We start from the raw sequence: 23,143 nt of genomic DNA on the forward strand, positions 1-23,143 counted from the left end.
TCTGTCAATTCCTGTCAGTAGCCTGCTGTCAGCTGCGCGCCGTATGGAAGGTAATGGCGTAGCCGTCGGGATCGGCGGCGACGAAGAAGCGGCCAAATGGGCCGTCCGCGAGCGGGCCGAGGATGGTGCCACCGCGCTGCACGATCAGGTCGTGCAAGGCATCGGCGTCGGCGCAGGCAATCCACAGCACCATGCCGACACCAAGCGGCCCGGTGTCGGGAAGCGCACGCAGCGGCTCGCGCAGCGCCAGTGCGATGGGCTCGGTCTTGAAGATGACCGCACCGGGCGGGCAATGCGCCGAGGCTTCGAAACCGAAGGTCTCCAGGTAGAACTTGCGCGAGGCGGCCAGGTCGCGCACCTGCAAGGCGATGAAGTCGGGGCCGATAGGGACGATGGTTGTCATGCGAGATCCTTTCAAGTAATATCAGTGCCCTGATACTAATGTAAGGCCCCTGATATGTCAACGGAGAAAGCGGCGCCTCGTCGTGGCACCGACTGGATAGGCTACAACCTGAAGATCACCCAGCATCGCCTGCGGCAACGGCTGGATGCGGAACTTGCGCGGCTTGGCGTCACGGCGCCGCAGAATGCCGTCCTGCTCGCTGTGGCCGGCAACCCGCGCATCTCGAACGCCGAGCTGGCGCGGGCGGCGTTCGTGACGCCGCAGACCATGCAAGGAATACTGGTCAATCTGGAACGTGGTGGCCTGATTGTGCGCAACCCGCATCCGGAGCATGGCCGGGTGATCATGACCGAGCTGACGGCGGCCGGTCAAAAGGCGGTTGCCGACGGGGCGAAAGCTGCCGATGCGGTGGAGCGGCAGATGCTCTCCAGGCTGTCGGCGGAAGAGGCCAGGCAGCTGTGTGAGCTGCTCAAGCGCTGCGCCGCCGCCCTGGACGATTAGAAGATGATGTGCACCGACGGCGCGCTGCGTTTGGCATCGCCGTGGAACACGGCTTCGATGTTGTTGCCGTCGGGGTCGAGCATGAAGGCGGCGTAGTAGCCGGGATGGTAGGGACGTTCGCCCGGTGCGCCGTTGTCCTTGCCGCCGTTGGCCAGCGCGGCTTGGTATGCGGCGTCCACGGTGGCGCGGTCCTTGGCCTGGAAGGCCAGGTGATGGCGGCCGGTCAGCACGCCTTGCGCCGCCGGGCTGTCCGCGGTGGAGACGAAGAGTTCGTCGGCCCAGAAGAAGCCCGGGCCGGTGCCGCCGATGGGCACGCCCAGCACTTCAAAGATCGCGCTGTAGAATGTTTGCGAGGCGGGCAGGTCGCGCACCACCAACTGGATGTGGTCGATCAAACGGCCGCGATGCAGTTCTTGAGTTTCCATGAGCAGTACTCCTTGCTTGTGTGCCGCCCAGTCTAGCTCAAAGTGATTTCTGGACGCGCCACGCTAGCGGCAGGGTGAGTAGCAAGATGGCGGCCAGCGACAGCAAGGCCACCGGCACGCTGGTCACATCGCCCACGCGGCCGAACAGCACCGGCGACAAGGCGCCCGCGCCGATGGTGCCGGTGTAGAACAAGGCAAATGCCTGCTCGCGCTTGCCCGGCGCGGCCAGTTCGGGCACCGCGCCGTACAGCACGGAGGAGGTGCCGTTCAGGGCCAGTCCCAGCAGCGGCAGCAAGACCATCACGCCTGCCAGCGGCAGGAACACCGCCGCCACGATGCTCAGCGAGGTGGCGGACTCGGTTGCCCACACGGTCTTCATCATGCCGATGCGTGCGCCCAGGTAGCCGCACAGCAGCTTGCCAAACGCGCCGCCCACAAACAGCAGCGACAATGCCACGCCTATGCCCGCTGTGCCCGCGCCCTTGTTTTTCAACAGGAAGGGCAGGAAGGTCAGGAAGCCCATGCGCACCGTGCTGTCCAGCGTGCCGGTGGCGAGCAGCGCGCGCAGGCCGGCGGCCTTCGCCGAAGCGGTCGCCGCTGCCGTCGCCGGTACGGACGCCCGCTCGGCGGTTGCTGTTGCCGTCGCCGGTGTGGACGCGGGCTCCGCAGCCGAGGCGGCCGTGCCGGCGGGCGCCGGGATCAGCCGCCACAGCAGCAATGCCGCCGTCATGCCGAGCAGGCCGATCAAGGTCACGCTGGTCTGCCAGCTGACCACCACCAGCAGCAGACCCACCGCGCCCGGTATCAAGGTCTTGCCGATGTCGCCGGCGAAGTTGTACGTGGATAGCGCTTCTTTCACGCCACCGCCGGCCTCGTACGCATCCGTCACCAGCGACGAGGCCAGCGGATGCTGCGTGCTGGCGCCCAGCCCGCCCAGCATCAGCGCGATCAGCAGCATGGGCAGGCCGCCGGCCTGGCCGGCGATCAGGTAGGCCACGCCGGCCAGCGCGGTGCCGCCGATCAGCATGCGCGCGCGGCCCCAGCGCTTCGCGAGCCGGCTGGCCAGCAGCTGGAAGCTTGCCATCACCCCTGAATACGAGGCGCGCAGCAAGCCGATCATGGCGTAGCTGATGGCGAACTGGGCTTGCCAGATCGGCAGCAAGACGTAAATCAGATCGGTCATGCCGTCGTGGACGGCGTGTGCACTGCTGGCGGCGAGCAGGGAGCGGCGGCGGACTGAGGTAGACATCCGGCCAGTGTACAAGAAAAAAGCCCGCGTGGCCGAAGCGCACGCGGGCTTTGCGGAGAGCTGGCTAAGCTAGCCGGCCGGCTGAATTACATCATGCCGTCCATGCCGCCCATGCCACCCATACCGCCCATGCCACCCATACCGCCGGCTGGCTTGTCTTCCACAACTTCGGCGATCATGCAGTCGGTGGTCAGCATCAGGCCGGCGATCGAGGCCGCGTTTTGCAGCGCCGAACGGGTTACTTTCGCTGGGTCCAGCACGCCCATTTCAACCATGTCGCCGTAGGTGCCGTTCGATGCGTTGTAGCCGAAGTTGCCTTCGCCTGCCAGCACCGCGTTGACCACCACCGACGATTCTTCGCCGGCGTTCTGCACGATCATGCGCAGTGGCTCTTCCATGGCGCGCAGAACGATCTTGATACCTGCGTCCTGGTCTGGGTTGTCGCCTTTCAGGTTCTTCACTTGAGCGCGGGCACGCAGCAGGGCTACGCCGCCGCCTGGCACAATGCCTTCTTCCACAGCGGCGCGGGTAGCGTGCAGGGCGTCTTCAACACGTGCTTTCTTCTCTTTCATTTCGACTTCGGTGGCAGCGCCAACCTTGATCACTGCCACGCCGCCGGCCAGCTTGGCCACGCGCTCTTGCAGTTTTTCACGGTCGTAGTCCGAGGTCGCTTCTTCGATCTGCACGCGGATTTGTTTCACGCGGGCTTCGATCGCAGCGGCTTGGCCGGCGCCGTCGATGACGATGGTGTTTTCCTTGCCGACTTCGATACGCTTGGCCTGGCCCAGTTCTTCCAGGGTCACTTTTTCCAGGGTCAGGCCGACTTCTTCAGCCACCACCTGGCCGCCGGTCAGGATGGCGATGTCTTCCAGCATGGCTTTGCGACGGTCGCCGAAGCCTGGGGCTTTCACAGCAACGGTTTTCAGGATGCCGCGGATGTTGTTCACCACCAGGGTCGCCAGCGCTTCGCCTTCGATGTCTTCGGCGATGATCAGCAGTGGACGGCCCGACTTGGCGATCTGTTCCAGGATAGGCAGCAGGTCGCGGATGTTCGAGATTTTCTTGTCGCACAGCAGAACGAATGGGTTGTCCAGCGCGGCAACTTGCTTGTCCTGATTGTTGATGAAGTATGGCGACAGGTAGCCGCGGTCGAACTGCATACCTTCAACGATGTCCAGCTCGTCGTTCAGCGATTTGCCGTCTTCCACGGTGATCACGCCTTCCTTGCCGACTTTTTCCATCGCCTCGGCGATGCGCTCGCCGATCGACGAATCCGAGTTGGCCGAGATCGAGCCAACCTGGGCGATTTCCTTGGTGGTGGTGCATGGACGGGCGATCGAAGCGATCTGCTCGACGGTGGCGGCGACGGCCTTGTCGATGCCACGCTTCAGGTCCATCGGGTTCATGCCGGCGGCCACGTATTTCATGCCTTCGCGCACCAGGGCTTGTGCCAGCACGGTGGCGGTGGTGGTGCCGTCGCCGGCGTTGTCCGAGGTTTTGGAAGCGACTTCCTTGACCATCTGGGCGCCCATGTTTTGCAGCTTGTCTTTCAGTTCGACTTCTTTGGCGACCGACACGCCGTCCTTGGTCACGGTCGGGGCGCCGAACGAGCGCTCCAGCACCACGTTGCGGCCTTTCGGGCCCAGGGTGACTTTCACCGCGTTAGCCAGAATGTTAACGCCTTCCACCATCTTGGCGCGCGCTGCGTCGCCGAACACTACATCTTTAGCTGCCATGTTGTTTACTCCTGTGAGGTATTAAGTGTGGGATCGAATCGGCCAAGGATTACTTGGTGATGATCGCCATGATGTCTTCTTCGCGCATGACCAGCAGTTCCTGGCCGTCGATCTTGACGGTCTGGCCGGCGTATTTGCCGAACAGGACGCGGTCGCCTGCTTTGACATCCAGAGGACGTACTTTGCCGTCGTCCAGGATCTTGCCATTGCCAACGGCCAGGACTTCACCTTGATCCGGTTTCTCAGCGGCCGCATCAGGGATGATCAGGCCGGACGCAGTTTTGGTCTCTTGGTCCAGACGTTTGACGATAACGCGATCGTTCAAAGGGCGAAGGTTCATACAAAACTCCTTAATTTTTTAACAATGGTACAGAATGTTGGTAGTTGGGCATGCTGTTAGCACTCTTCCCTAACGAGTGCCAATTATAGGGACGACCTTGGTGCATTTCAAGGCAAACACTTTGAGGAAAGGCAAAAAAACGGGGAAATGATGTTTATCTGCTTACGTTTGGAACAAGCGTGGATCGTAAACCCACTTTTTGACTATCGCCGCTGAAATCATGGCTCCCGCAGGCGGCGGAGCAAGAACTTGCCGCTGGAGCCAAACATCATCGGGAACTTTAATTCTCACAAGATAGCGGTTATAGGGCAGAGCCCCAGCGCGCAAATGCGCTATCGTTTCAAGAACCGCCAGCGAGATGTTTTCAGAGCAGTACACCACTGCTGTGCCGGGAGAATTCCAGCGGCCACCTGTCACCTTGGTCCCTGCTCCAGAGAGGTCATCCGCTGCGTGATCTGGCGTGGTGGCGGCAATTCGCCAGATCACTGTGCTCATGCGTATGCCCCGCTCTGAGTCATGGCCAGCACATTGGAAATAAACCTTCTTCCCTCTGAACTGCTTAAGTAGCTGGCAGGAGTCTTTCCTCCCAGTGCGGGCAGCGGCAGATGAATCCAGTGGCGTACCCAAGACGAAGCGTCGAAGCCAGCAGGATTGCCTGATTCCTGCACCATTTTAAAAACTTGAATAGCCAATGTTTCAATAGCACTTTCAAGCTCAGGTAACGGAATTTTTGATGCCGTAGCAGAAGTCATGATTGACGCCTCCTTTGCGCTTATAGAATAGCGCAAAGGAGGACGTGCCTGCTATTCCTTACTCGTGATACAACTGCGAGCGGCCGCCGTCGATCAGGATGTCGGTGGCGTTGATGAAGGGGGCTTCGTCGCTGGCCAGGAACAGGGCGGTGGCCGCCACTTCTTCCGGCTTGCCGAGCCGCTTGCAGGGCAACAGGGCGGCCTGGCGGGCGCGTTCGGCTTCCGGATCGGGCTGGGCGGCGAAGTGGCGTTCGATCATGTCGGTGACGATCAAACCCGGCGAGATGGAGTTGACGCGGATGCCGCGCGCCGCGTATTCGATGCCCAGCGCGCGCGTCATGCCGATCAGGGCGTGCTTGGCGACCGGGTAGGGGAAGCAGCCGGGAATGATTTTGTGGCCGTGCACCGAGGCGATGTTGACGATGCTGCCCGCGCCCTGCGCCAGCATCGACGGCAGCACGGCGCGCGCGCCGTTCCATGCGCCTTCCAGATCGACGGCGAAGCAGCGTTTCCAGTCCTCTTCGCTCAGCGCCAGCGGGTCGTCGAAGACGTTCATGCCGGCGTTGTTGATCAGGATGTCCACTTTGCCGAAGCGGTCGATGGTGCGCGCGGCCAGGGCTTCCATGGCGGCGCGGTCGGCCACGTCGGCGTGCACGAACAGGCTGCGTTCGGGGCCGAGTTCTTTGGCGATGGCGTGGGCGGCTTCGTCTTCGCGGTGGCTATTGAGGGTGACCATGGCGCCTTCCGCCGCGAAGCGGCGGGCGATGGCCAGCCCGATGCCTTGCGTGGAGCCGGTGACGATGGCGACTTTGCCTTTCAGGCGTTCGGACATGCTTGTCTCCTATGGCGTGACGCGCAGTTGATAGACCGGGATCACGCTGACGCCGCGCACGGTGGCGATCTGCTGCTTGCCGCCGAAGTCGGGGCGTGCTTCTTTCGGCAGGTAGATCGGGGCGTCGGCCCGTAGCGGCAGCACGGAGACGGTCAGCGGCTGGTCCAGCAGGGCGGCTTGCTGGCGCAGGCCGATCTGCCATTGGTAGCCGCTGTAGTACCAGTCGTCCAGCAGGCGGGTGCCGGAGTACAGGCGGCCGATGTCGCCGACGAAGTCGATTTGCAGCAGGGCGTCGTCCAGGCCTTTCAGCTGTTCGCGCGGGATGTTGATTTGCCAGGCGCCGGCGGCCTTGAAGTTTTCCGGCAGCGGCTGGATGGCGGCTTTGGCGGTGCCGCCGATCACGATCGGCGCGGCTTCCTGTGCTGTGCGCGTTGGCGTGATGCTGGCTTTTACGTCGCTGGCAGGAAGCGATGCTTCGAAGACCTGGAAGATGCCGTCGTTCCCGGCCGCGCGCACGGCGACCGTGGCGGCGGGCGCGTCGCCGGCGGCGTTGGCGCCAGCGTTGCTCGGCATGGCGGCGCGTGCGGTAGCGGCGCGGCTCGTCGAGGCGCCCGGCGCGCGCGTTGCGGCGGAACCGGTTGTGCGGGATGCGGCGGTGTCGACGCTATTTGCGCCGGCGGCGGATGGGGCGGCACTGGCATTGGCTGTGCGTCCGGCGGTCGCGCCTTGTGCGGCGGCCCAAGCCGCAGCGGTGGTGGTCGCTTTCGGCGTGGTGCTCAGCGCCGGGTAGACGGCGAAGCGGAATTGGCTGTCGCCGACGGAGCGCATTTGCAGCGCGTTGCCGTCTGCGTAGGCCTGATCGGCGGACAGCAACAGGCGGCGCTGGCCGGCCAGCTGCACCACGCTCAGTTGCTGCGACTGTTCAGGCGTCAGCACGACGATGGTCAGCGGACGCTTGCCGTCGCGCTGCACGGTGACTGCCGCGCCGGCGCCCGGCTGCACGCCGGTCACCAGTGTGTGGCCGCCAACCGTGGCAATCCGCGCGCCGCTCGCGGCACCCGAGCCGCCTGCGCCGCCTATGCCCGCGCCGGCGGCCCCGGAACCACTCGCGCCGCCTGCGCCCGCAGCAGCTGAGCCGCCCGCGCTGGCGCTCGGCGCGCTGCTTGCGCTCGCGGCTGCGCCGAGCGAGACGCGGGCGTTCGCATCGAAGGAGAGTTCGACCGGCACGCCGGCGCTGGCGGCGAAGACGGCGACCACGCCGGCCTTGCCCTGATCCAGCAGCGTCAGTGGCTGCGCGGTGGCGTAGTGCAGGTTGGTGCCGTCGAGGTCCAGATTCAGCGGCCAGATGAAGTAGGCGCCATCGGCGATGTCTACCGGCTTGCTTGGCAGCGTGATGCTCTGGCCTTGCAGCTTGACCGAGAACTGCGTGGCCTTCTGCGCCGCCATCGGATACTGGCGAACATGGTTGTTCACGAACAGGAAGCCACGATCGCCCTCGCTGCGCACCGCAAAGCGCGCGGTCGACAAATCATCCGGCTTGGCTGGCGACACCTCCGGCTTGCGCACCGTCATCGGCGCCAGGCGCGAGCCGAAATCATGCAGGAACAGGTGGAACGGACGCAGCTTCTCCAGCACCTTGCGCTGCTGGCCATCCGGCCCAAGCGGCGCCTGGAAGTCGTAGCTGATCATGGTGGTGTCGTTGTAGCCGCCACTGAGCGTGCTTTCTTCCATGCCGGTGCCGCCCAGGCTCAACGGATTGCGGCCGCCATGGAACATGTAATAGCCCATCAGATTCACGCCGGAACCCAGCTGCACCGGCAGCATGGAAGCGATATCGTCGGCCGACACCACGGTGCGGCGGCGATACATGAACGGCAGGCCGGCGCCATATTCGGCGCCGAGGAAGGGCGTCACGTCCTTGTCGGTTTCGGCGGTGCCGGGGGCGTGCGCGGCGGTCTGCGCGCCGAGGTCGCCGCTGACGCGCGTGTCGAAGCGGAAGGCGTAAGTCTCTTTGGGCGGCAGCTCCTTCGTGCTCACGCCCCAGGGCTCGTCAGGATAACCCCCAAACACGGGCGTCACTTCGCCGCTCGGATAGATGGTGCCGTCCCAGCCGGTGACGGTGTAGTAGGGCACATCCATGCCCGCCTTCAGCGCCAGCTTTTTCAGCGCGGCGATGTGGGCGATGCCTTTGCCTTCGCCATCGATGTTGTATTCGTTCTCCAGCTGCACGCCGATCACGCGACCGCCGTCCTTCCACAACTGGCCCTTGATCTGCTGGCCGATCTGCTGATACAGGCGCTCGACGAACACCATGTATTGCGGATCGTTGGAGCGGGTCGGCATGGCGTTGACCACCCAGTCCGGAATGCCGCCGTAGCGCACCTCCGCGTGCGCCCACGGACCGACGCGTACCACCACATCCAGCCCGGCCTTGGCGGCCAGCTGCACGAAGCGGCGCAGGTCGCGGTTGCCGGACCAGTCGAATTTGCCTTCCACTTCCTCGTGGTGATTCCACATGACGTAGCTGGCCACGATGTCGATGCCGGCCGCCTTCATCTTGCGCAGCTCGGCCTCCCATTGCGAGGCGGGCGTGCGGCTGTAATGGAATTCGCCCATCACCGGCAGCCATGGGGCGCCGTTGCGGGTCAGGTAGCGCGCGTTGGCGCCGAGGGTGTCGCCGTTGGGGGCGGTGGCGCTGCCGAGACGCAGCGCCGCTTTCAGCGGGGCAGGATTGGGAGCGCTGGCATCGATGGCGAGCATGGCTGCGCCAGCAGCACTTGCCGCCAGCACACCCGCAACCAGAGCCGCGCAGGTGCGCAGGCGGAAGATCATTGTTTTACCACTCCGCGACGCTGCCGTCTTCGTGGCGCCACACCGGATTGCGCCAGTCCGGCGCGTTCTTGCTGGCTTCAATCACGCGTGCCTCGTCCACTTCCACGCCCAGGCCAGGCTTGGTCAGCGGATTGCAGTAGCCATCGATGATCTTGAAATCGTCCTTGTTGATGACGTAGTCCAGCAGTTCGCCGCCCTTGTTGTAGTGGATGCCCATGCTCTGCTCTTGCAGCACGGCGTTGTACGACACGAAGTCCACGTGCAGGCAGGAAGCCAGCGCCACCGGGCCCAGCGGGCAGTGCGGCGCCAGCGTGACGTCGTAGGCTTCGGCCATCGAGGCGATCTTCACGCATTCGGTGATGCCGCCGGCGTGCGACAGGTCCGGCTGCACGATCGACAGGCCGCCGGCCGCGAACACGTTCTTGAATTCGAAGCGCGAGTACATGCGCTCGCCGGCCGCCAGCGGGATCGAGGTCTGCTCGGCCAGGCGCGGATAGTATTCGGCCTGCTCGGCCAGCACCGGCTCTTCCACGAACAGCGGGCGGTATTGTTCCAGTTCGCGCAGCAGCACTTTGGCCATCGGCGCGGCCACGCGGCCGTGGAAGTCCAGGCCGAACTCGATGGTGGTGCCGAAGGCTTCGCGGATCTCGGCCACGCGGCGCACCGCCTCGTCCACCTTGGCCGAGGTGTCCAGCATGCCCAGTTCCTCGGTGGCGTTCATCTTGAAGGTGTTGAAGCCGCCTTTTTGCAGCGTGCGGATTTGTTCGATGATGTCGGACGGACGGTCGCCGCCCACCCAGCTGTACATCTTCATGCGGTCGCGCACCAGGCCGCCCAGCAGCTCGTACACCGGCTTGCCCAGCACTTTGCCCTTGATGTCCCACAGCGCCTGGTCGATGCCGGCGATCGCGCTCATCAGGATGGCGCCGCCGCGGTAGAAGCCGGCGCGGTACATGGTCTGCCACAGGTCGTTGATGCGCGCCGGGTCCTGGCCGATCAGGTAGGACTCCAGTTCCTGCACCGCCGTCTCCACAGAGCGGGCGCGGCCCTCGATGACCGGCTCGCCCCAGCCGACGACGCCTTCATCGGTTTCGATTTTGAGCAGCATCCAGCGCGGTGGAACACGGTAGGTCGTCAGTTTGATGATTTTCATAGGATCAGGTCAGGGTGGTGGTTCACGGAACAGTGCTCAGTCTAAAGCCGGTGGCTAGACTGGAAATATGATTAATTCGCAACGACCCATATCAATATCGCATAGCTGCCCGCCCGGGCCTGCTATCCGATATCGGCATGCCTGGGCGCGCTTTATTCATAGCAACGGCGCGGCCCCTTCCCTTAGACTTTCTCCTACCTCAATCCGTTCCAGGAGCCGTATGAATGCCGCCAGTCCCACCGTCACCACCACGCCCGGCGTCATGCTGGTCCGGGTCGGGCAGGCCGGCTGCGCACTGCGTTGGGATGCTTTACAGCAATGTTGGCGCTGGCCGGACCCGGTAGGCAGCCAACTATACGCCTGGCCGGCGCCGCCGGCGATGCCCAGTGGCGTGCGTATGTTAGAAACCGCACGCGTGATGGCATGCTGCACCAGCGGCCGCGTGCTGCTGGGACTGGGCAAGCGGCTGGGCATGGTCGAGCTGCCGCAGCCGGGCCAGCCGAGCCGGCCGCTGCAGGCACAGGTGCTGATCACCATCGACGCCGCCGAGCCGCGCACCAGCATCAGCGACGGCTGCACCGACCGCGACGGCAATTTCGTGTTCGGCACCGCCAACACGGCCCAGGATCAGCGCCCCATCGGCAGCTTCTACCAGTATTCCCAGCGCCACGGCTTGCGCCGGCTGGCCTTGCCGGCGGTGGTCAGCGCCGCCAGCATCGCCTTCAGCCCGGACGGCCGTCGCATGCTGTTTGCCGACGCCGCGCGCGGCCCCATCATGCAGTGCGACTACGACGCCGAACGGGCCAAGGCCAGTGACGTGAAACCGTTTTCAGCCATGCTGGAGCCGGGCCTCGGCAGCGCCATCTTCGATAGCGCCGGCCATCTGTGGAGCGTGCAGGGCGGCGCGCTGGTGCAGTACGACGGCGCCGGCCAGGTGGTGCAACAGATCGCGCTGGCGCGCGAGGCGGCGGCCAGCGTGGCGTTCGGCGGGGACGAGCTGAGGCAACTGCTGGTGCTGGGCGCGCAAGGCGGCTTGTACGGTTTGCCGCCCGATCTGGCCAGGGGTCTGGCGCCCGGCGTGGCCGATAGCTTGTTTGTTGATAGCGGGAGCGCTTCCATCGGTAGTACCCGCACGTAACGACGATTGACGCTGGCCGAGCCCGCAATTATGATGGGCAATCAACCTTATCACCCATATGACTGATTCCCGCTCGGACCGCTTTGTTCGTTCCCACCTGAAAACCCGTCACCTCGTCCTGCTGGTCGAACTCGGCCGGCATGGCTCCATCGCCCATGCGGCGCAAGCGGCCAACCTGACGCAACCGGGCGCCTCCAAATTGCTGGGCGAGCTGGAACACGCGCTGGGCGTGCAATTGTTCGAGCGGCTGTCGCGCGGCGTGTCGCCGACCTGGTACGGCAAGGTGCTGATCCGCCGTGCCGGCGCGGCGCTGGCGGAGATGGACGCGGCGCACCAGGAGGTGATGGAACTGCTGTCCGGCCTGCGCGGCCGGGTCGGCATCGGCACCGTGCTGGCGCCGGCCACCGGCCTGGTGCCGAAGGCGATCAACCTGCTCAAGGAGCGCCACGCGCGCGTGCACGTGGCGGTGACCATGTCCACCAGCAAGGTGCTGGTGGAGCGCCTGCGCGGCGGCGAGCTCGATCTGGTGGTGGGCCGCATCCTCGATACCGAGGCCGCCGATGAACTGAATTTCGAACCGCTGACCGACGAGCCGCATCTGCTGATCGCGCGCGCCAGCCATCCGCTGATGAATCACAGCGCCTTGCAGCTGGAAGACCTGATGGAGCAGTGCTGGATCCTGCCGCCGGCCGGCTCCATCCTGCGCGACCGCCTGACCGCGCTGTTCCTGTCGCACGGCCTGGAGCAGCCGGCGGAAACCATCGAGACGCTGGACATGCCGGTGGTGGCCAGCCTGCTGCTGAACAACGACATGATCGTGGCGCTGCCGGCGGAAGCGGTGCAACCGTATCTGGACGCCGGCCTGTTGAAGGTGCTGCCGTTCGATCTGGGCGTCAGCATGGATTCCTTCGGCATTGTGACGCGCAAACGACACCAGCTGTCGCCTGGCGCCGATGCCATGCTGATCGCGCTGCGCGACGCCGCAGCCAGCATCTATCCTCACTATCGCGCGCCTGCTTAAAGCACAACCTTGTTTGATATACGAACTTGGTATGGCCGAAACTAAATTAGCTATTGGTTAGGAATATCGTGTTTCGTTAGCATCCCGTTATCCGTCCACATCTTCACCAGAGACGGAACACATACAAACACTGGAGATGCACAATGAAGCACAAAAAAATGAGCTGGCTGATCGCCACGCTCTTCACCGCCCCGCTGCTCGTCCAAGAAGCCTTTGCCCAGGAGGCTGCCGCGGCAGGCGATATTCAACAAGTGAACGTGACCGGCATCCGCGCATCGGTACGCAATGCGCTGGCGGCCAAGGAAGCTTCCAACAGTATCGTGGAAGTGATTTCGTCGGAAGACATCGGCAAGCTGCCGGACACCACCATCGCCGAATCGCTGGCGCGCCTGCCGGGCCTGTCGTCCGGCCTGGACCGCGGCAACGCCTCGCAGATCGTGGCGCGCGGCATGGGCCCGCGCTTCATCGGCGCCACCCTCAACGGCCGCGAGCTGGCCTCGTCGGAGCCTAACCGCGCCGTGCGTTTCGAGCAGTTCCCATCGGAGTCGCTGAGCGGCGCCACCGTCTACAAGACGCAGCAGGCGGACGTGGTGGAAGGCGGCATCGCCACCACGATTGATTTGCAAACGGTTTCGCCGTTGAAGATGAGCGGCCGCCAGATCGTGCTGCGCGCCGACGCGCTGTACTATCCGCTGGCCAAGGACATCCAGGGCGCCGACAAGACCGCGCCGCGCATCGGCGGCGTGTTCGTCGACCAGTTCGCCAACAAGACCATCGGCGCGGCGCTGGCGTTCAGCTACCAGGACCAGCCATCGGTGCAGAAGAACAAGCGCCACTGGGGCTTCAACGAAACCAACTCGGTCGACGTCACCGGCGACGGCAAGATCGACAAGCTGCCATGGGGCTTCCAGGACGAAGCGCGCCAGGGCAAGGACAAGCGCGGCAGCGTGCTGGGCAAGGTCGAGTGGAAGCCGAACAATGACGTGCAGATCACCGCCGACACCTACTACGCCGAAGCCAAGATCAAGGAACGCGGCTTGCAGCACTGGGTGGACGGCGTCGGCAACTGGGATGGCTACAACTCGGCCAACTACAGCAACCTCGACGTGCGCAACGGCTACGTGGTCGGCGGCACCATCAGCAACGCCAGCCTGATCAACAACGACTTCATCTACGTGCAGGACACCAGCGTTGCCGCCAGCGGCTTGAACGGCAAGTTCAACGCCGGCGACTGGAAGATCGACGCCGACCTGTCGACCTCGCACGCCCGCCGCGGCAGCGCCTGGCGCGACCTGCGCCAGTACGCCAACAGCAGCGTGCCGGTCAGCTGGTCGTTCCCGGGCGATGAAGTGCAGAACTACAGCTTCGGCATCGACAGCGGCAAGGTCTCCAACTTCGGCGCGCCGTCGCTGTACATCGACAACGATGGCCACGTGAAGGACAAGCTGAACGCCGTCAGCCTGAGCGCGTCGCGCCAGCTGGACAACAGCATCGTCAGCCGCATCAAGGTTGGCGTGCGCGCCACCGACCGCGAGAAGAGCTACCACCAGACCACCTGGACCTTGCAGCCGACCTCGGCGATTCCGGCCTCGGCCTACCAGACCGTGAACGTGGACGGCTACCCGGCCTTCATCTCGCTGAAAGACTGGGACAGCACCATCGCCAGCGCCTTCGGCGGCAATGCCTTCAATCCGAACGGCCAGAAGCAGGAAGACTGGCAGATCCGCAACGACGCGCTGGCCGGCTGGCGCGTCAAGGAGCGCAGCTCCTCGGCCTTCGTGCAGGGCGACCTGGACGGCGAGGCGCTGGGCAAGACCTATCGCGGCAACGTCGGCGTGCGCCTGGTGCACACCAAGCAGACCGGCTACGGCATGCAGTCGATCAACGGCGCCACGCCAACGCCAACCGAAGGCGGCACCTCGTACACCGAGATCCTGCCTAGCCTGAACCTGGTGTTCAACATGGACGAGGCGCAGACACGCCAGGTGCGTTTCAGCGTGGCCCGCGCCATGTCGCGCGCGCCGCTGGATGAAATGCGCAGCTCGCGCAACCTGAGCGTCAACACCGATACCAGCCAGCCGGTGACCGGCAGCGCCGGTAATCCGGAACTGAAACCGATGATGGCGAATCAGGTCGACCTGTCGTATCAGTGGTACTTCGGCAAAGGCTCGCTGCTGTCGGCTGGCGGCTTCTACAAGAAGGTATCGCGCTACATCGCCATCGAAAGCGACACCACCGTGGTCAATGGCCGCAACGCCACCATCACCCGTTCGGTGAACGGCGAGGGCGGCGACATCCGCGGCCTGGAGCTGGTGTACCAGCAGGCCTTCACCTCGCTGCCGGCGCCATGGGATGGCCTGGGCATCTTCAGCAGCTACGCCTACACCACCAGCAACATCAAGGAGCAGACCCCGGCGGTGAATCCGTATCCGATCGAAGGCCTGATGAAGTCCAACGGCGGCGTCACCCTGTGGTACGAGAAGGCCGGCTACGAAGCCCGCCTGTCGGCCAACTATCACAGCAAGTTCGCCCGCAACCCGACCTGGGGCGCCGGCCAGCTGATCATGAACGAAGCCGAGACTTACCTGACCCTGAACCTGGCCAAGCAGTTGACGCCTAACCTGCAACTGCGCTTCGGTATCGACAACCTGACCAACCAGAAGGCGGTGTACACCAGCGCCAATATTCCGGGGCAGCAGGAAGTCACCGAGTTCGGCCGTCGCTTCAACCTGGGCCTGACCTTCAAGCTGTAAGCACACGTTCATCCTTTTATCGTGGTTTGGCGGAGTGGTGCGTGATGGCGCTACTCCGCTTTTTTTATTCAGGGAGACGAAGTTGAAGATAAGACTGATCGCTACCGCTTTATTGATGCTGGCCTGCGTTGCCGTCAACGCCGCGCCACGCGAACGCCTGTCGCTGGACCGTGGCTGGCTGTTCCACCAGGGCGACCTGGTCGAGCCGCCCATCGTCGGGCATGAGGAATCCTATAGCAACGCCAAGGCCGGCAGCGCCGGCGGCGCGGCTGGCAATGAATACGACGACTCGGGCTGGCGCCGCCTCAACCTGCCGCACGACTGGGCGGTGGAAGGCCCGTTCGACCCCAAGGCCAATGTCTCGCAGGGCTATCGCCCGCGCGGCATCGGCTGGTACCGGCGCTACCTGCGCGTCGATCCATCGGAGCGCGGCAAGCATTTCGAATTGCAGTTCGACGCCATCGCCACCCACGCCACGGTGTGGGTGAACGGCAATGTGGTCAACCGCAACTGGTCCGGCTATAACGCCAGCTACATCGACATCACCCCGTTCCTGCGTTACGGCGATGCGATGAACACCATCGCCATCCGCGTCGATGCGGAAGCGATGGAAGGCTGGTGGTACGAGGGCGCCGGCATGTATCGCCACAGCTGGCTGGTCAAGCGCAATCCGGTGCACGTGGTGACGGATGGCGTGCACGCCACGCCGCGCCTGACCAAAGACAAGCAGTGGAGCATTCCGGTGGAAGTCACGCTGAACAACAGCGGCAAGACCGCCGGCGAGGTGATCGTGGAAGTGACGGTGTACGACCCGTCCGGCAAGCAGGTGGCGCAACGCACCGCCCCGGCGCGCGTGGGCGTGCTGGCCACCAGCGCCGTGCAGCTGCCGGTCACCATCGACAACCCGGCCCTATGGTCGCTCGAGAAAACCAATCTGTATCGCGTCACCACGCGCGTGCTGCAAGCCGGCAAGGCGGTGGATGAGACTTCGCTCAACACCGGCTTCCGCACCATCCGCTTCGACGCGGCGCAGGGCTTCTTCCTGAACGGCGTGCACGTCAAGCTGCAAGGCGTGTGCATCCACCAGGACCACGCCGGCGTTGGCGTGGCGGTGCCGGATTCGGTGTGGGAGTACCGCCTGCGCCGCCTGAAGGAGATGGGCGTCAACGCCATCCGCTTCTCGCACAACGCGCCGGCGGCCGAAGTGCTGGACATGGTGGACCGCATGGGCTTTGTGGTGATGGACGAGAACCGCAACTTCAACCCGTCGCCGGACTACATGAAGCAGCTGGAGTGGATGGTGCGGCGCGACCGCCATCACCCGGGCATCGTCCTGTGGTCGGTGTTTAACGAGGAACCGGTGCAGGCCACCGAAGTCGGTTACGAAATGGTGCGCCGCATGTCGGCCGCCGTGAAGGCGCTGGACGATACCCGTCCGGTCACCGCCGCCATGAACGGCGGCTTCCTGACCGAGCTGAATGTGTCGCACGCGGTGGACGTGGTGGGCTCCAACTATCAGGTGCCGGATTATGATCGCTTCCACAAGGCGCGTCCGGACAAGCCGTTCACCAGCTCCGAAGATACTTCCGCCTTCATGACGCGCGGCGAGTACAAGACAGTCAAGGATAAAAACCTGATCGCCAGCTACGACGACGATGCGGCGCCATGGGGCAACACCCACCGCGACGCATGGGAGGCGATCGACACGCGTCCTTACGTGGCGGGCGGTTTCGTGTGGACCGGCTTCGATTACCGCGGCGAACCGACGCCGAACGAGTGGCCGTCGGTCAGCTCGGTGTTCGGCATCATGGACCTGAACGGCTTTGCCAAAACCGCGTACTACATCCACCAGGTGCAGTGGATCAAGGACAAGCCGCTGATCCACATCGCGCCGCACTGGAACTGGAAGCAGGGCGACAATGTGCGTGTGATGGTGATGGCCAACGTCGAGCGCATCAAGCTGCTGCTGAACGGCCGCGAACTGGGCGAGCAGAAGGCCGACCCGTACCGCATGAACTACTTCAACGTCGCCTATGAACCGGGCAAGCTGGAAGCCATCGGCTACAAGGGCGGCAAGGAAGTGGTGCGCACGGCGGTGGAAACCACCGGCGCGCCGGTGTCGCTGGAACTGATACCCGACCGCGCGGGCCTGAACGGCGACGGCTACGACGCCATGCCGATCACCGTGCGCGCGCTGGATGCGCAGGGCCGCGCCGTGCCGCTGGCGGACAATGAAGTGACCTTCGCCGTCACCGGCGGCGGACGCTCCATCGGCCATGGCAATGGCGATCCGAATTCGCACGAAGACGAGAAGGGCGCCACGCGCCGCCTGTTCAACGGCCTGGCGCAGCTGATCGTGCAGACCAGCTACGACAGCAAGGACGCCATCACCGTCAGCGCCAGCGCGCAAGGCCTGCAAGCCGCGCGCGTGACGATCCCGGTGAAGCAGGTGGCCGCCGTGCCTTACGTCGGCCTGGCCGACGCGCCGCTGACCTTTGTGCGCAGCTGGCGCATCGCGCCGGAAGGCGACGCGCGTCCGGATCCGAACCAGCAACTGGCCGGCTTCGACATGAATACCTGGGGCTGGGGCTCGCCGCCGATGCGCGCCGCCGCCGGCAGCAAGTATCATCTGTACCGCGCCAGCTTCACGCCGCGCAAGAACCTGGCCGACGGCACGGGTCTGATCCGCTTCGCCGCCATCAAGGGCAAGGCCGAGATCTGGCTCAACGGCGCGCTGATCGGCAAGAAGGACAGCTACGCCGCCGCGCCGCTGGACGTGGTGCTGCCGGCCGGCACCGGCAAGAGCGAGGTCAACGTGCTGATCGAGGCGGAGCCGGGGCAGGGCAGTGGCATCGAGGGTCATGTCACCATCGAACCGTCCCGGTAGTTGACGTTGAGGAAATAAATCGCGTGCTTGTTGCTGGCAAACACGCGATTCGGTTGACGGCATCCCGCGCGCTGCCTATAGTGGCGGGATGATTTCAGAATTCCAAGACCTCTCCGATAAAATCGACCAGTTGGCCGAAATGACCGCCGCGCTGCGCCGGGAAAACGCCCAGCTGCGCCAGGCCAATGCCGCTCTTGTGGCGGAGAACATGGGCTATCAGCGCCGCCTGGGCGAAGCCTCCGGCCGCCTGGAAGCCTTGCTGGGAAAAATCCCGGGGCTCGACAGCGCCGACACCGATGACACGCTCACCGAAAACGAGGACGCACGATGATCCAGCTGGATGTGACCATCATGGGTCAGCCCTACAAGCTGGCCTGCAAGGAAGACGAGGAAGCGGCGTTGCGCAAGGCGGCCGCTTTCGTCGACCGTAAAATGTGCGCGATCCGCGACGCCGGCAAAATCAAGGGCACCGACCGTATCGCCGTGATGGCGGCATTGAGCATGGCCGGCGAGTTCCTGACGGTGAAAGCGCCACAAGGACCGTTGTCAGACATGTCGATGCTGGAAGTGCAGACCAAGATGGCCGCCATGCACAAAGTGCTGGATGCCGCGCTGACGCCGCAGGAAGCGCTGTTTTAATTGATTTTTAAATCGAACAGGCCTTCCTTTGCGGCGCACAAAAGAGTAAACTTCGTTTCACCCTGCGGTGTTCGAGACTTGCCATATATTCCTTGAACCATTCTTTTGCACCGGTTACGGAAATTTGTTCGATGGGCGAGAGCGTCGCTAGTCCGATGAACCCGAAATTGAACTAACTGTGACCACCTGAGCCATTTTGGTTCGGGATGCCGGCAAGACGGCACAGGCGGGGCCTTATATCCAAAGAAGCGGTTGTTAGCATGTGAATGCGCAGCCGCTTTTTTTCGTCTGGAGAATTCCGATGCAATACTGGTTGATGAAATCCGAGCCGGATGAAGTGAGCATTGATGACGTGATGGCGTCGCCCAAACAGACCACCGTGTGGTTCGGCGTGCGCAACTACCAGGCGCGCAATTTCATGCGCGACCAGATGCAGGTGGGGGATGGTGTGCTGTTCTACCACTCCAGTTGCCCGGAGCCCGGCATTGCGGGCCTGGCGCAGATAGTGAGCACTCCTTATCCTGACGCCTCGCAGTTCGACAGCAACAGCAAATACTACGATCCGAAAGCGACGCAGGAAACGCCGCGCTGGATTTCCATCGATGTGCAGGGTACACAGAAAACGCGCCTGCTGCCGCTGGCGGAGATGCGCACCATCCCCGCGCTGGAAGACATGGTGGTGCTGCAAAAAGGCAGCCGCCTGTCCATCACGCCGGTGACGGCGGCGCAATGGAAGGCCATCGTCAAGCTTTTGAAATGACTGGCGGTGCGCCGCGCTGGCGCACTTTGTAGGCCCACATCAGCATGATGATGGCGCCGATGATCATCGGCAGCGACAGGGCCTGGCCGGAGGTGATCGGCACGCCGGCGATCACGCGTTCCCAGTCCGGGGTGCGGAAGTATTCGGTGAAGAATCGCGCGCAGCCGTACAGCAGGGTGTAGAAGGCGCCCACCGCCAGCCGTGGACGCTCCTTGCGTGCGTACAGCCACAGAATCACGAACACGATCAGGCCGTCCACCAGCAATTGGTACAGCGGCGATGGATGGCGCAGGCCTTGCAGGAATACCGGGTCCGGATGCAGCGGGTAGCGGATGTCCGGCCACAGCATGGCCCAAGGCAGCGATTGGTCGCTGACCACGCGGCCCGGCAGTTCGGCGTTGATGAAGTTACCAAGGCGGCCGGCCGCGTAACCCAGCGGCACCAGCGGCGCGATGAAGTCGTACACGTCCAGCAGGTTGCGGCCGGCCTTGCGCGCCCAGATCGACATGGCCACCAGCACGCCGATAAAACCGCCGTGGAAGGACATGCCGCCGTGCCAGACCTTGAAGATTTCAATCGGATCGGCGAAGTATTTGGCCGGCTCGTAGAACAGCACCTCGCCCAGCCGGCCGCCGATGATCACGCCCATCATGCCGTAGAAAAGCATGTCGTCCAGGTCTTCCTTCTTCCACTGCTGCGCGGCGATATGCGGCTGCTTGATGCGCACGCGGCCCAGCGCGATGAACATGGCGAAGGCCAGCACGTACATCAGGCCATACCAGTGGATGGCGACCGGGCCCAGTTGCAGGGCGATCGGGTCTGGCATCGGGTGTATCAGCATAGAGTGTTCTTTCGTAGTAGTTCCAAAAATCCGTGCAGCACCGGCGAGGCGTTATCGCGCCGCCATGCCAGGCCGGTTTCGACCAGCGGCGTGGCGTCGGCCAGCGCCCGGTATTCTACCCCGGTCCGCATCAGGTTGGAGACGGACTGCGGCACCAGCGCCATGCCGATGCCGGCCGAGACCAGGCTGACGATGGTTTGCATCTGGATCGCTTCCTGTCCGATCTGCGGCGTGATGCCGGCTTCGCGGAACACCGACAGGATGGCGTCGTGCAGCGCCGGTGCGATCGCGCGCGGGAAGATGATGAGCGGCAGCGGTGGCAGGGCGGCCAGTTTCAGCTTGCCCTTTTTCTTGAGCGCCGCCAGGCCGGAGGGCAGGGCCAGCACCAGCGCTTCGTTCAGTACCGGCAGGTAGTCGAGTTCCTGCCTGGCCTTGTCGGGCAAGGGCGGGATCAACAGGCCGGCATCGATGCGGTTGTGCAGCAGGTCGTCCAGCTGGAGATCCGAGGTGGCTTCCTGTAGCGTGATCTGCACCTGCGGATAGGCGGCGCGGTAGGCGCGCAGGAAGGGCGGCAGCACGCTGTAGTCGGCCGAGGAGACGAAGGCCAGTGTCAGGCGCCCGACCTCGCCGGCGGCGGCGCGCTGCACCAGCTGCGGCAGTTCCTGCGCCTGCGCCAGCAGGCGGCGCGCTTCCGGCAGCAGGGCGATGCCGGCCGGCGTCAGGGCGACGCCACGGCGGTTGCGCTCGAACAGGGCGGCGCCCAGCTCTTCCTCCAGCGCCTGGATGGTCTGCGACAGCGGCGGCTGCGTCATGTGCAGCCGCAGCGCGGCCTTGCCGAAGTGGAGCTCTTCGGCCACGGTGACGAAGTAGCGGAGCTGGCGCAGTTCCATATGGTTAACTATGTAATTTGAGTCCTGTGATATTTTATACGAATCACAGTTGCGGAAATCATATATTTGACACGGTGGCAGGGTAGTCGCACACTCTTAGGCTAGCCTTACCTTTGGAGACTCATCATGCCGCAATACCGTTCCCGTACCACCACCCATGGCCGCAACATGGCCGGCGCACGCGCGCTCTGGCGCGCCACCGGCATGAAAGATGGCGACTTCGATAAACCGATCGTCGCCGTGGTCAATTCCTTCACCCAGTTCGTGCCGGGCCACGTGCACCTGAAGGATCTGGGCCAGCTGGTCGCGCGCGAGATTGAAAAAGCGGGCGGCGTGGCGAAAGAATTCAACACCATCGCGGTCGACGACGGCATCGCCATGGGCCACGGCGGCATGCTGTACTCGCTGCCGTCGCGCGACCTGATCGCCGACTCGGTGGAGTACATGGTCAACGCGCACTGCGCCGACGCCATGGTCTGCATCTCCAACTGCGACAAGATCACGCCGGGCATGCTGATGGCCGCCATGCGCCTGAACATCCCGGTGGTGTTCGTGTCGGGCGGTCCGATGGAAGCGGGCAAGGTGGTGAAGGTGGTCAACGGCGGCCAGAAGGTCATCAAGCTGGATCTGGTGGACGCCATGATCAAGGCCGGCGACACCACCGTCAGCGATGCCGACGTGGCCGAGATCGAGCGCTCCGCATGCCCGACCTGCGGTTCCTGCTCGGGCATGTTCACCGCCAACTCGATGAACTGCCTGACCGAGGCGCTGGGCCTGTCGCTGCCGGGTAACGGCACCATCGTGGCAACCCACTCGGACCGCGAGCAGTTGTTCCTGCGCGCCGGCCGTCTGATCGTGGAACTGGCCAAGCGCCACTACGAGCAGGACGACTACACCATCCTGCCACGTTCCATCGCCACCAAGGCGACCTGGGAAAACGCCATGGCGCTGGACGTGTCCATGGGCGGTTCGACCAACACCGTGCTGCACTTGCTGGCGGCGGCGCAGGAAGCGGGCGTGGACTTCACCATGGCCGATATCGACCGCATCTCGCGCAAGGTGCCATGCCTGTGCAAGGTGGCGCCGATGACGGACAAGTTCCACATCGAAGACGTGCATCGCGCCGGCGGCATCATCGCGATTCTGGGCGAACTGGCGCGCGCCGGTTTGCTGGATACCTCGCGCCCAACCATTCACGCGCCAACGCTGGCTGAAGCAATTGAGCGCAACGATATCGTGCGCACCGATGATTCGGCTGTGCATGAGCTGTTCCGCGCGGCGCCGGGCGGCGTGCCGACCCAGGTGGCGTTCTCGCAGTCGGAGCGTTACGAAGCGCTGGATCTGGACCGCAGCGCCGGCTGCATCCGCGACCTGGAACACGCGTATTCCAAGGACGGCGGCCTGGCGGTCCTGTATGGCAATCTGGCGGAGAAGGGCTGCATCGTGAAGACCGCTGGCGTGGATGAGAGCATCCTGAAGTTCAGCGGCAAGGCGCGCGTGTTTGAATCGCAGGACGCGGCGGTGGAAGCCATCCTCGGCGACACCGTGCATGCGGGCGATGTGGTCATCATTCGCTACGAAGGTCCGAAGGGCGGTCCGGGCATGCAGGAGATGCTGTATCCGACTTCGTACATCAAGTCCAAGGGCCTGGGCAAGGCTTGCGCGCTGTTCACCGATGGCCGTTTCTCCGGTGGTTCGTCGGGCCTGGTGATTGGTCACGCGTCGCCGGAAGCGGCGGAGGGCGGCGCCATCGGTCTGGTGGAAGAGGGCGATATGATCGATATCGATATTCCAAACCGCACCATCGGCCTGCGTGTCAGCGATGAAACGCTGGCGGCGCGCCGCGCGGCGATGGAAGCCAAGGGCGCGGACGCGTGGAAGCCGGTGAACCGCGATCGTTACGTGTCGCAGGCACTGCAAGCCTACGCGGCGCTGACCACCTCCGCCGACCGCGGCGCGGTGCGCGACCTGTCGCAGCTGAAGCGCTAAGC

At 64.1% G+C, this 23,143-nt stretch carries 21 protein-coding genes and 1 other RNA gene; 10 read left to right on the forward strand and 12 right to left on the reverse strand.

Annotated elements, in window-relative coordinates:
* Window positions 1–28 precede the first annotated feature (28 nt).
* Window positions 29–403: a VOC family protein gene (locus GM676_RS16390; protein ID WP_155464782.1), complete on the reverse strand. Its 375-nt coding sequence runs from the start codon at window positions 401–403 to the stop codon at window positions 29–31.
* A gap of 54 nt (window positions 404–457) precedes the next feature.
* On the opposite strand from GM676_RS16390, the gene GM676_RS16395 reads away from it, so the two are divergent.
* A complete protein-coding gene (locus GM676_RS16395; protein ID WP_155464783.1) occupies window positions 458–904 on the forward strand; it encodes a MarR family winged helix-turn-helix transcriptional regulator in 447 nt (148 codons plus the stop codon).
* Here the strand turns inward: GM676_RS16395 and GM676_RS16400 are convergent.
* From GM676_RS16400 to dgoD, 9 genes are all read right to left on the reverse strand, one after another.
* Complete coding sequence (locus GM676_RS16400) at window positions 901–1,329, reverse strand: VOC family protein (RefSeq protein WP_155464784.1); 429 nt, start codon at window positions 1,327–1,329, stop codon at window positions 901–903. The genes GM676_RS16395 and GM676_RS16400 overlap by 4 nt on opposite strands.
* Before the next feature lie 37 nt (window positions 1,330–1,366).
* Window positions 1,367–2,578, reverse strand: a complete 1,212-nt coding sequence (locus tag GM676_RS16405) for an MFS transporter (RefSeq protein WP_155464785.1) — start codon at window positions 2,576–2,578, stop codon at window positions 1,367–1,369.
* Between the two features lie 86 nt (window positions 2,579–2,664).
* Window positions 2,665–4,314, reverse strand: a complete 1,650-nt coding sequence (groL, locus tag GM676_RS16410; protein WP_155464786.1) for a chaperonin GroEL — start codon at window positions 4,312–4,314, stop codon at window positions 2,665–2,667.
* 49 nt (window positions 4,315–4,363) lie between these two features.
* A complete protein-coding gene (gene groES / locus GM676_RS16415; RefSeq protein ID WP_155464787.1) occupies window positions 4,364–4,654 on the reverse strand; it encodes a co-chaperone GroES in 291 nt (96 codons plus the stop codon).
* 162 nt (window positions 4,655–4,816) lie between these two features.
* A complete protein-coding gene (locus GM676_RS16420; protein WP_155464788.1) occupies window positions 4,817–5,149 on the reverse strand; it encodes an RES family NAD+ phosphorylase in 333 nt (110 codons plus the stop codon).
* Window positions 5,146–5,406, reverse strand: coding sequence for an MbcA/ParS/Xre antitoxin family protein (locus GM676_RS16425; protein ID WP_155464789.1), 261 nt, complete (start codon window positions 5,404–5,406; stop codon window positions 5,146–5,148). The genes GM676_RS16420 and GM676_RS16425 overlap by 4 nt, the downstream gene beginning before the upstream one ends.
* Before the next feature lie 58 nt (window positions 5,407–5,464).
* The gene (locus tag GM676_RS16430) at window positions 5,465–6,238 is read right to left on the reverse strand and encodes an SDR family oxidoreductase (protein WP_155464790.1); all 774 of its coding nucleotides are present in this window, start codon (window positions 6,236–6,238) and stop codon (window positions 5,465–5,467) included.
* A gap of 9 nt (window positions 6,239–6,247) precedes the next feature.
* Complete coding sequence (locus tag GM676_RS16435; protein WP_155464791.1) at window positions 6,248–9,070, reverse strand: beta-galactosidase; 2,823 nt, start codon at window positions 9,068–9,070, stop codon at window positions 6,248–6,250.
* A 4-nt stretch (window positions 9,071–9,074) separates the two neighbouring features.
* Window positions 9,075–10,223: a galactonate dehydratase gene (gene dgoD / locus GM676_RS16440; protein WP_155464792.1), complete on the reverse strand. Its 1,149-nt coding sequence runs from the start codon at window positions 10,221–10,223 to the stop codon at window positions 9,075–9,077.
* Between the two features lie 220 nt (window positions 10,224–10,443).
* Here dgoD and GM676_RS16445 point away from each other — a divergent pair, with 220 nt between their 5' ends.
* The 8 genes from GM676_RS16445 (at window position 10,444) to GM676_RS16480 (ending at window position 19,421) form a co-directional block, all read left to right on the forward strand.
* Complete coding sequence (locus tag GM676_RS16445; protein ID WP_229262729.1) at window positions 10,444–11,361, forward strand: SMP-30/gluconolactonase/LRE family protein; 918 nt, start codon at window positions 10,444–10,446, stop codon at window positions 11,359–11,361.
* Window positions 11,362–11,419: 58 nt separating this feature from the next.
* Window positions 11,420–12,382, forward strand: a complete 963-nt coding sequence (locus tag GM676_RS16450) for a LysR substrate-binding domain-containing protein (protein ID WP_155464793.1) — start codon at window positions 11,420–11,422, stop codon at window positions 12,380–12,382.
* Window positions 12,383–12,525: 143 nt separating this feature from the next.
* On the forward strand, window positions 12,526–15,135 hold the full coding sequence (locus GM676_RS16455; protein ID WP_155464794.1) for a TonB-dependent receptor: 2,610 nt from the start codon (window positions 12,526–12,528) through the stop codon (window positions 15,133–15,135).
* An 82-nt stretch (window positions 15,136–15,217) separates the two neighbouring features.
* On the forward strand, window positions 15,218–18,022 hold the full coding sequence (gene galA / locus GM676_RS16460; RefSeq protein WP_229262730.1) for a beta-galactosidase GalA: 2,805 nt from the start codon (window positions 15,218–15,220) through the stop codon (window positions 18,020–18,022).
* A gap of 88 nt (window positions 18,023–18,110) precedes the next feature.
* The gene (locus GM676_RS16465) at window positions 18,111–18,353 is read left to right on the forward strand and encodes a hypothetical protein (protein ID WP_155464795.1); all 243 of its coding nucleotides are present in this window, start codon (window positions 18,111–18,113) and stop codon (window positions 18,351–18,353) included.
* Window positions 18,350–18,661: a cell division protein ZapA gene (locus GM676_RS16470; protein ID WP_155464796.1), complete on the forward strand. Its 312-nt coding sequence runs from the start codon at window positions 18,350–18,352 to the stop codon at window positions 18,659–18,661. Before GM676_RS16465 ends, GM676_RS16470 begins: the two co-directional genes overlap by 4 nt.
* 56 nt (window positions 18,662–18,717) lie before the next feature.
* Window positions 18,718–18,898, forward strand: a non-coding RNA gene (gene ssrS / locus GM676_RS16475) — 6S RNA.
* 64 nt (window positions 18,899–18,962) lie between these two features.
* A complete protein-coding gene (locus GM676_RS16480; RefSeq protein WP_155464797.1) occupies window positions 18,963–19,421 on the forward strand; it encodes an EVE domain-containing protein in 459 nt (152 codons plus the stop codon).
* On the opposite strand, the gene lgt is transcribed toward GM676_RS16480, so the two are convergent.
* Together lgt and GM676_RS16490 are read right to left on the reverse strand one after the other, a co-directional pair.
* Entirely contained in the window at window positions 19,405–20,262 is an 858-nt protein-coding gene (lgt, locus tag GM676_RS16485) for a prolipoprotein diacylglyceryl transferase (protein ID WP_155464798.1), read from the reverse strand. The genes GM676_RS16480 and lgt overlap by 17 nt on opposite strands.
* On the reverse strand, window positions 20,256–21,152 hold the full coding sequence (locus GM676_RS16490; RefSeq protein ID WP_155464799.1) for a LysR substrate-binding domain-containing protein: 897 nt from the start codon (window positions 21,150–21,152) through the stop codon (window positions 20,256–20,258). Before GM676_RS16490 ends, lgt begins: the two co-directional genes overlap by 7 nt.
* A gap of 126 nt (window positions 21,153–21,278) precedes the next feature.
* Between GM676_RS16490 and ilvD the strand changes: the two genes are divergently transcribed.
* Entirely contained in the window at window positions 21,279–23,141 is a 1,863-nt protein-coding gene (gene ilvD, locus GM676_RS16495; protein ID WP_155464800.1) for a dihydroxy-acid dehydratase, read from the forward strand.
* Window positions 23,142–23,143: the final 2 nt, after the last annotated feature.

The sequence above is a fragment of the Duganella radicis genome, assembly GCF_009720825.1.
Lineage (GTDB): Bacteria > Pseudomonadota > Gammaproteobacteria > Burkholderiales > Burkholderiaceae_D > Rugamonas > Rugamonas radicis.

Excerpts from the sequence above, each read along its gene's own strand:
- GM676_RS16395 (WP_155464783.1), top strand. The coding sequence starts at position 458 with ATGTCAACGGAGAAAGCGGCGCCTCGTCGTGGCACCGACTGGATAGGC.
- GM676_RS16450 (WP_155464793.1), top strand. The coding sequence starts at position 11,420 with ATGACTGATTCCCGCTCGGACCGCTTTGTTCGTTCCCACCTGAAAACC.
- GM676_RS16420 (WP_155464788.1), bottom strand. The coding sequence starts at position 5,149 with ATGAGCACAGTGATCTGGCGAATTGCCGCCACCACGCCAGATCACGCA.
- ilvD (WP_155464800.1), top strand. The coding sequence starts at position 21,279 with ATGCCGCAATACCGTTCCCGTACCACCACCCATGGCCGCAACATGGCC.
- GM676_RS16425 (WP_155464789.1), bottom strand. The coding sequence starts at position 5,406 with ATGACTTCTGCTACGGCATCAAAAATTCCGTTACCTGAGCTTGAAAGT.
- GM676_RS16465 (WP_155464795.1), top strand. The coding sequence starts at position 18,111 with ATGATTTCAGAATTCCAAGACCTCTCCGATAAAATCGACCAGTTGGCC.
- GM676_RS16390 (WP_155464782.1), bottom strand. The coding sequence starts at position 403 with ATGACAACCATCGTCCCTATCGGCCCCGACTTCATCGCCTTGCAGGTG.
- groES (WP_155464787.1), bottom strand. The coding sequence starts at position 4,654 with ATGAACCTTCGCCCTTTGAACGATCGCGTTATCGTCAAACGTCTGGAC.
- dgoD (WP_155464792.1), bottom strand. The coding sequence starts at position 10,223 with ATGAAAATCATCAAACTGACGACCTACCGTGTTCCACCGCGCTGGATG.
- GM676_RS16445 (WP_229262729.1), top strand. The coding sequence starts at position 10,444 with ATGAATGCCGCCAGTCCCACCGTCACCACCACGCCCGGCGTCATGCTG.
- GM676_RS16400 (WP_155464784.1), bottom strand. The coding sequence starts at position 1,329 with ATGGAAACTCAAGAACTGCATCGCGGCCGTTTGATCGACCACATCCAG.
- lgt (WP_155464798.1), bottom strand. The coding sequence starts at position 20,262 with ATGCTGATACACCCGATGCCAGACCCGATCGCCCTGCAACTGGGCCCG.
- GM676_RS16435 (WP_155464791.1), bottom strand. The coding sequence starts at position 9,070 with ATGATCTTCCGCCTGCGCACCTGCGCGGCTCTGGTTGCGGGTGTGCTG.
- groL (WP_155464786.1), bottom strand. The coding sequence starts at position 4,314 with ATGGCAGCTAAAGATGTAGTGTTCGGCGACGCAGCGCGCGCCAAGATG.
- GM676_RS16480 (WP_155464797.1), top strand. The coding sequence starts at position 18,963 with ATGCAATACTGGTTGATGAAATCCGAGCCGGATGAAGTGAGCATTGAT.
- GM676_RS16430 (WP_155464790.1), bottom strand. The coding sequence starts at position 6,238 with ATGTCCGAACGCCTGAAAGGCAAAGTCGCCATCGTCACCGGCTCCACG.
- GM676_RS16470 (WP_155464796.1), top strand. The coding sequence starts at position 18,350 with ATGATCCAGCTGGATGTGACCATCATGGGTCAGCCCTACAAGCTGGCC.
- GM676_RS16405 (WP_155464785.1), bottom strand. The coding sequence starts at position 2,578 with ATGTCTACCTCAGTCCGCCGCCGCTCCCTGCTCGCCGCCAGCAGTGCA.
- GM676_RS16455 (WP_155464794.1), top strand. The coding sequence starts at position 12,526 with ATGAAGCACAAAAAAATGAGCTGGCTGATCGCCACGCTCTTCACCGCC.
- GM676_RS16490 (WP_155464799.1), bottom strand. The coding sequence starts at position 21,152 with ATGGAACTGCGCCAGCTCCGCTACTTCGTCACCGTGGCCGAAGAGCTC.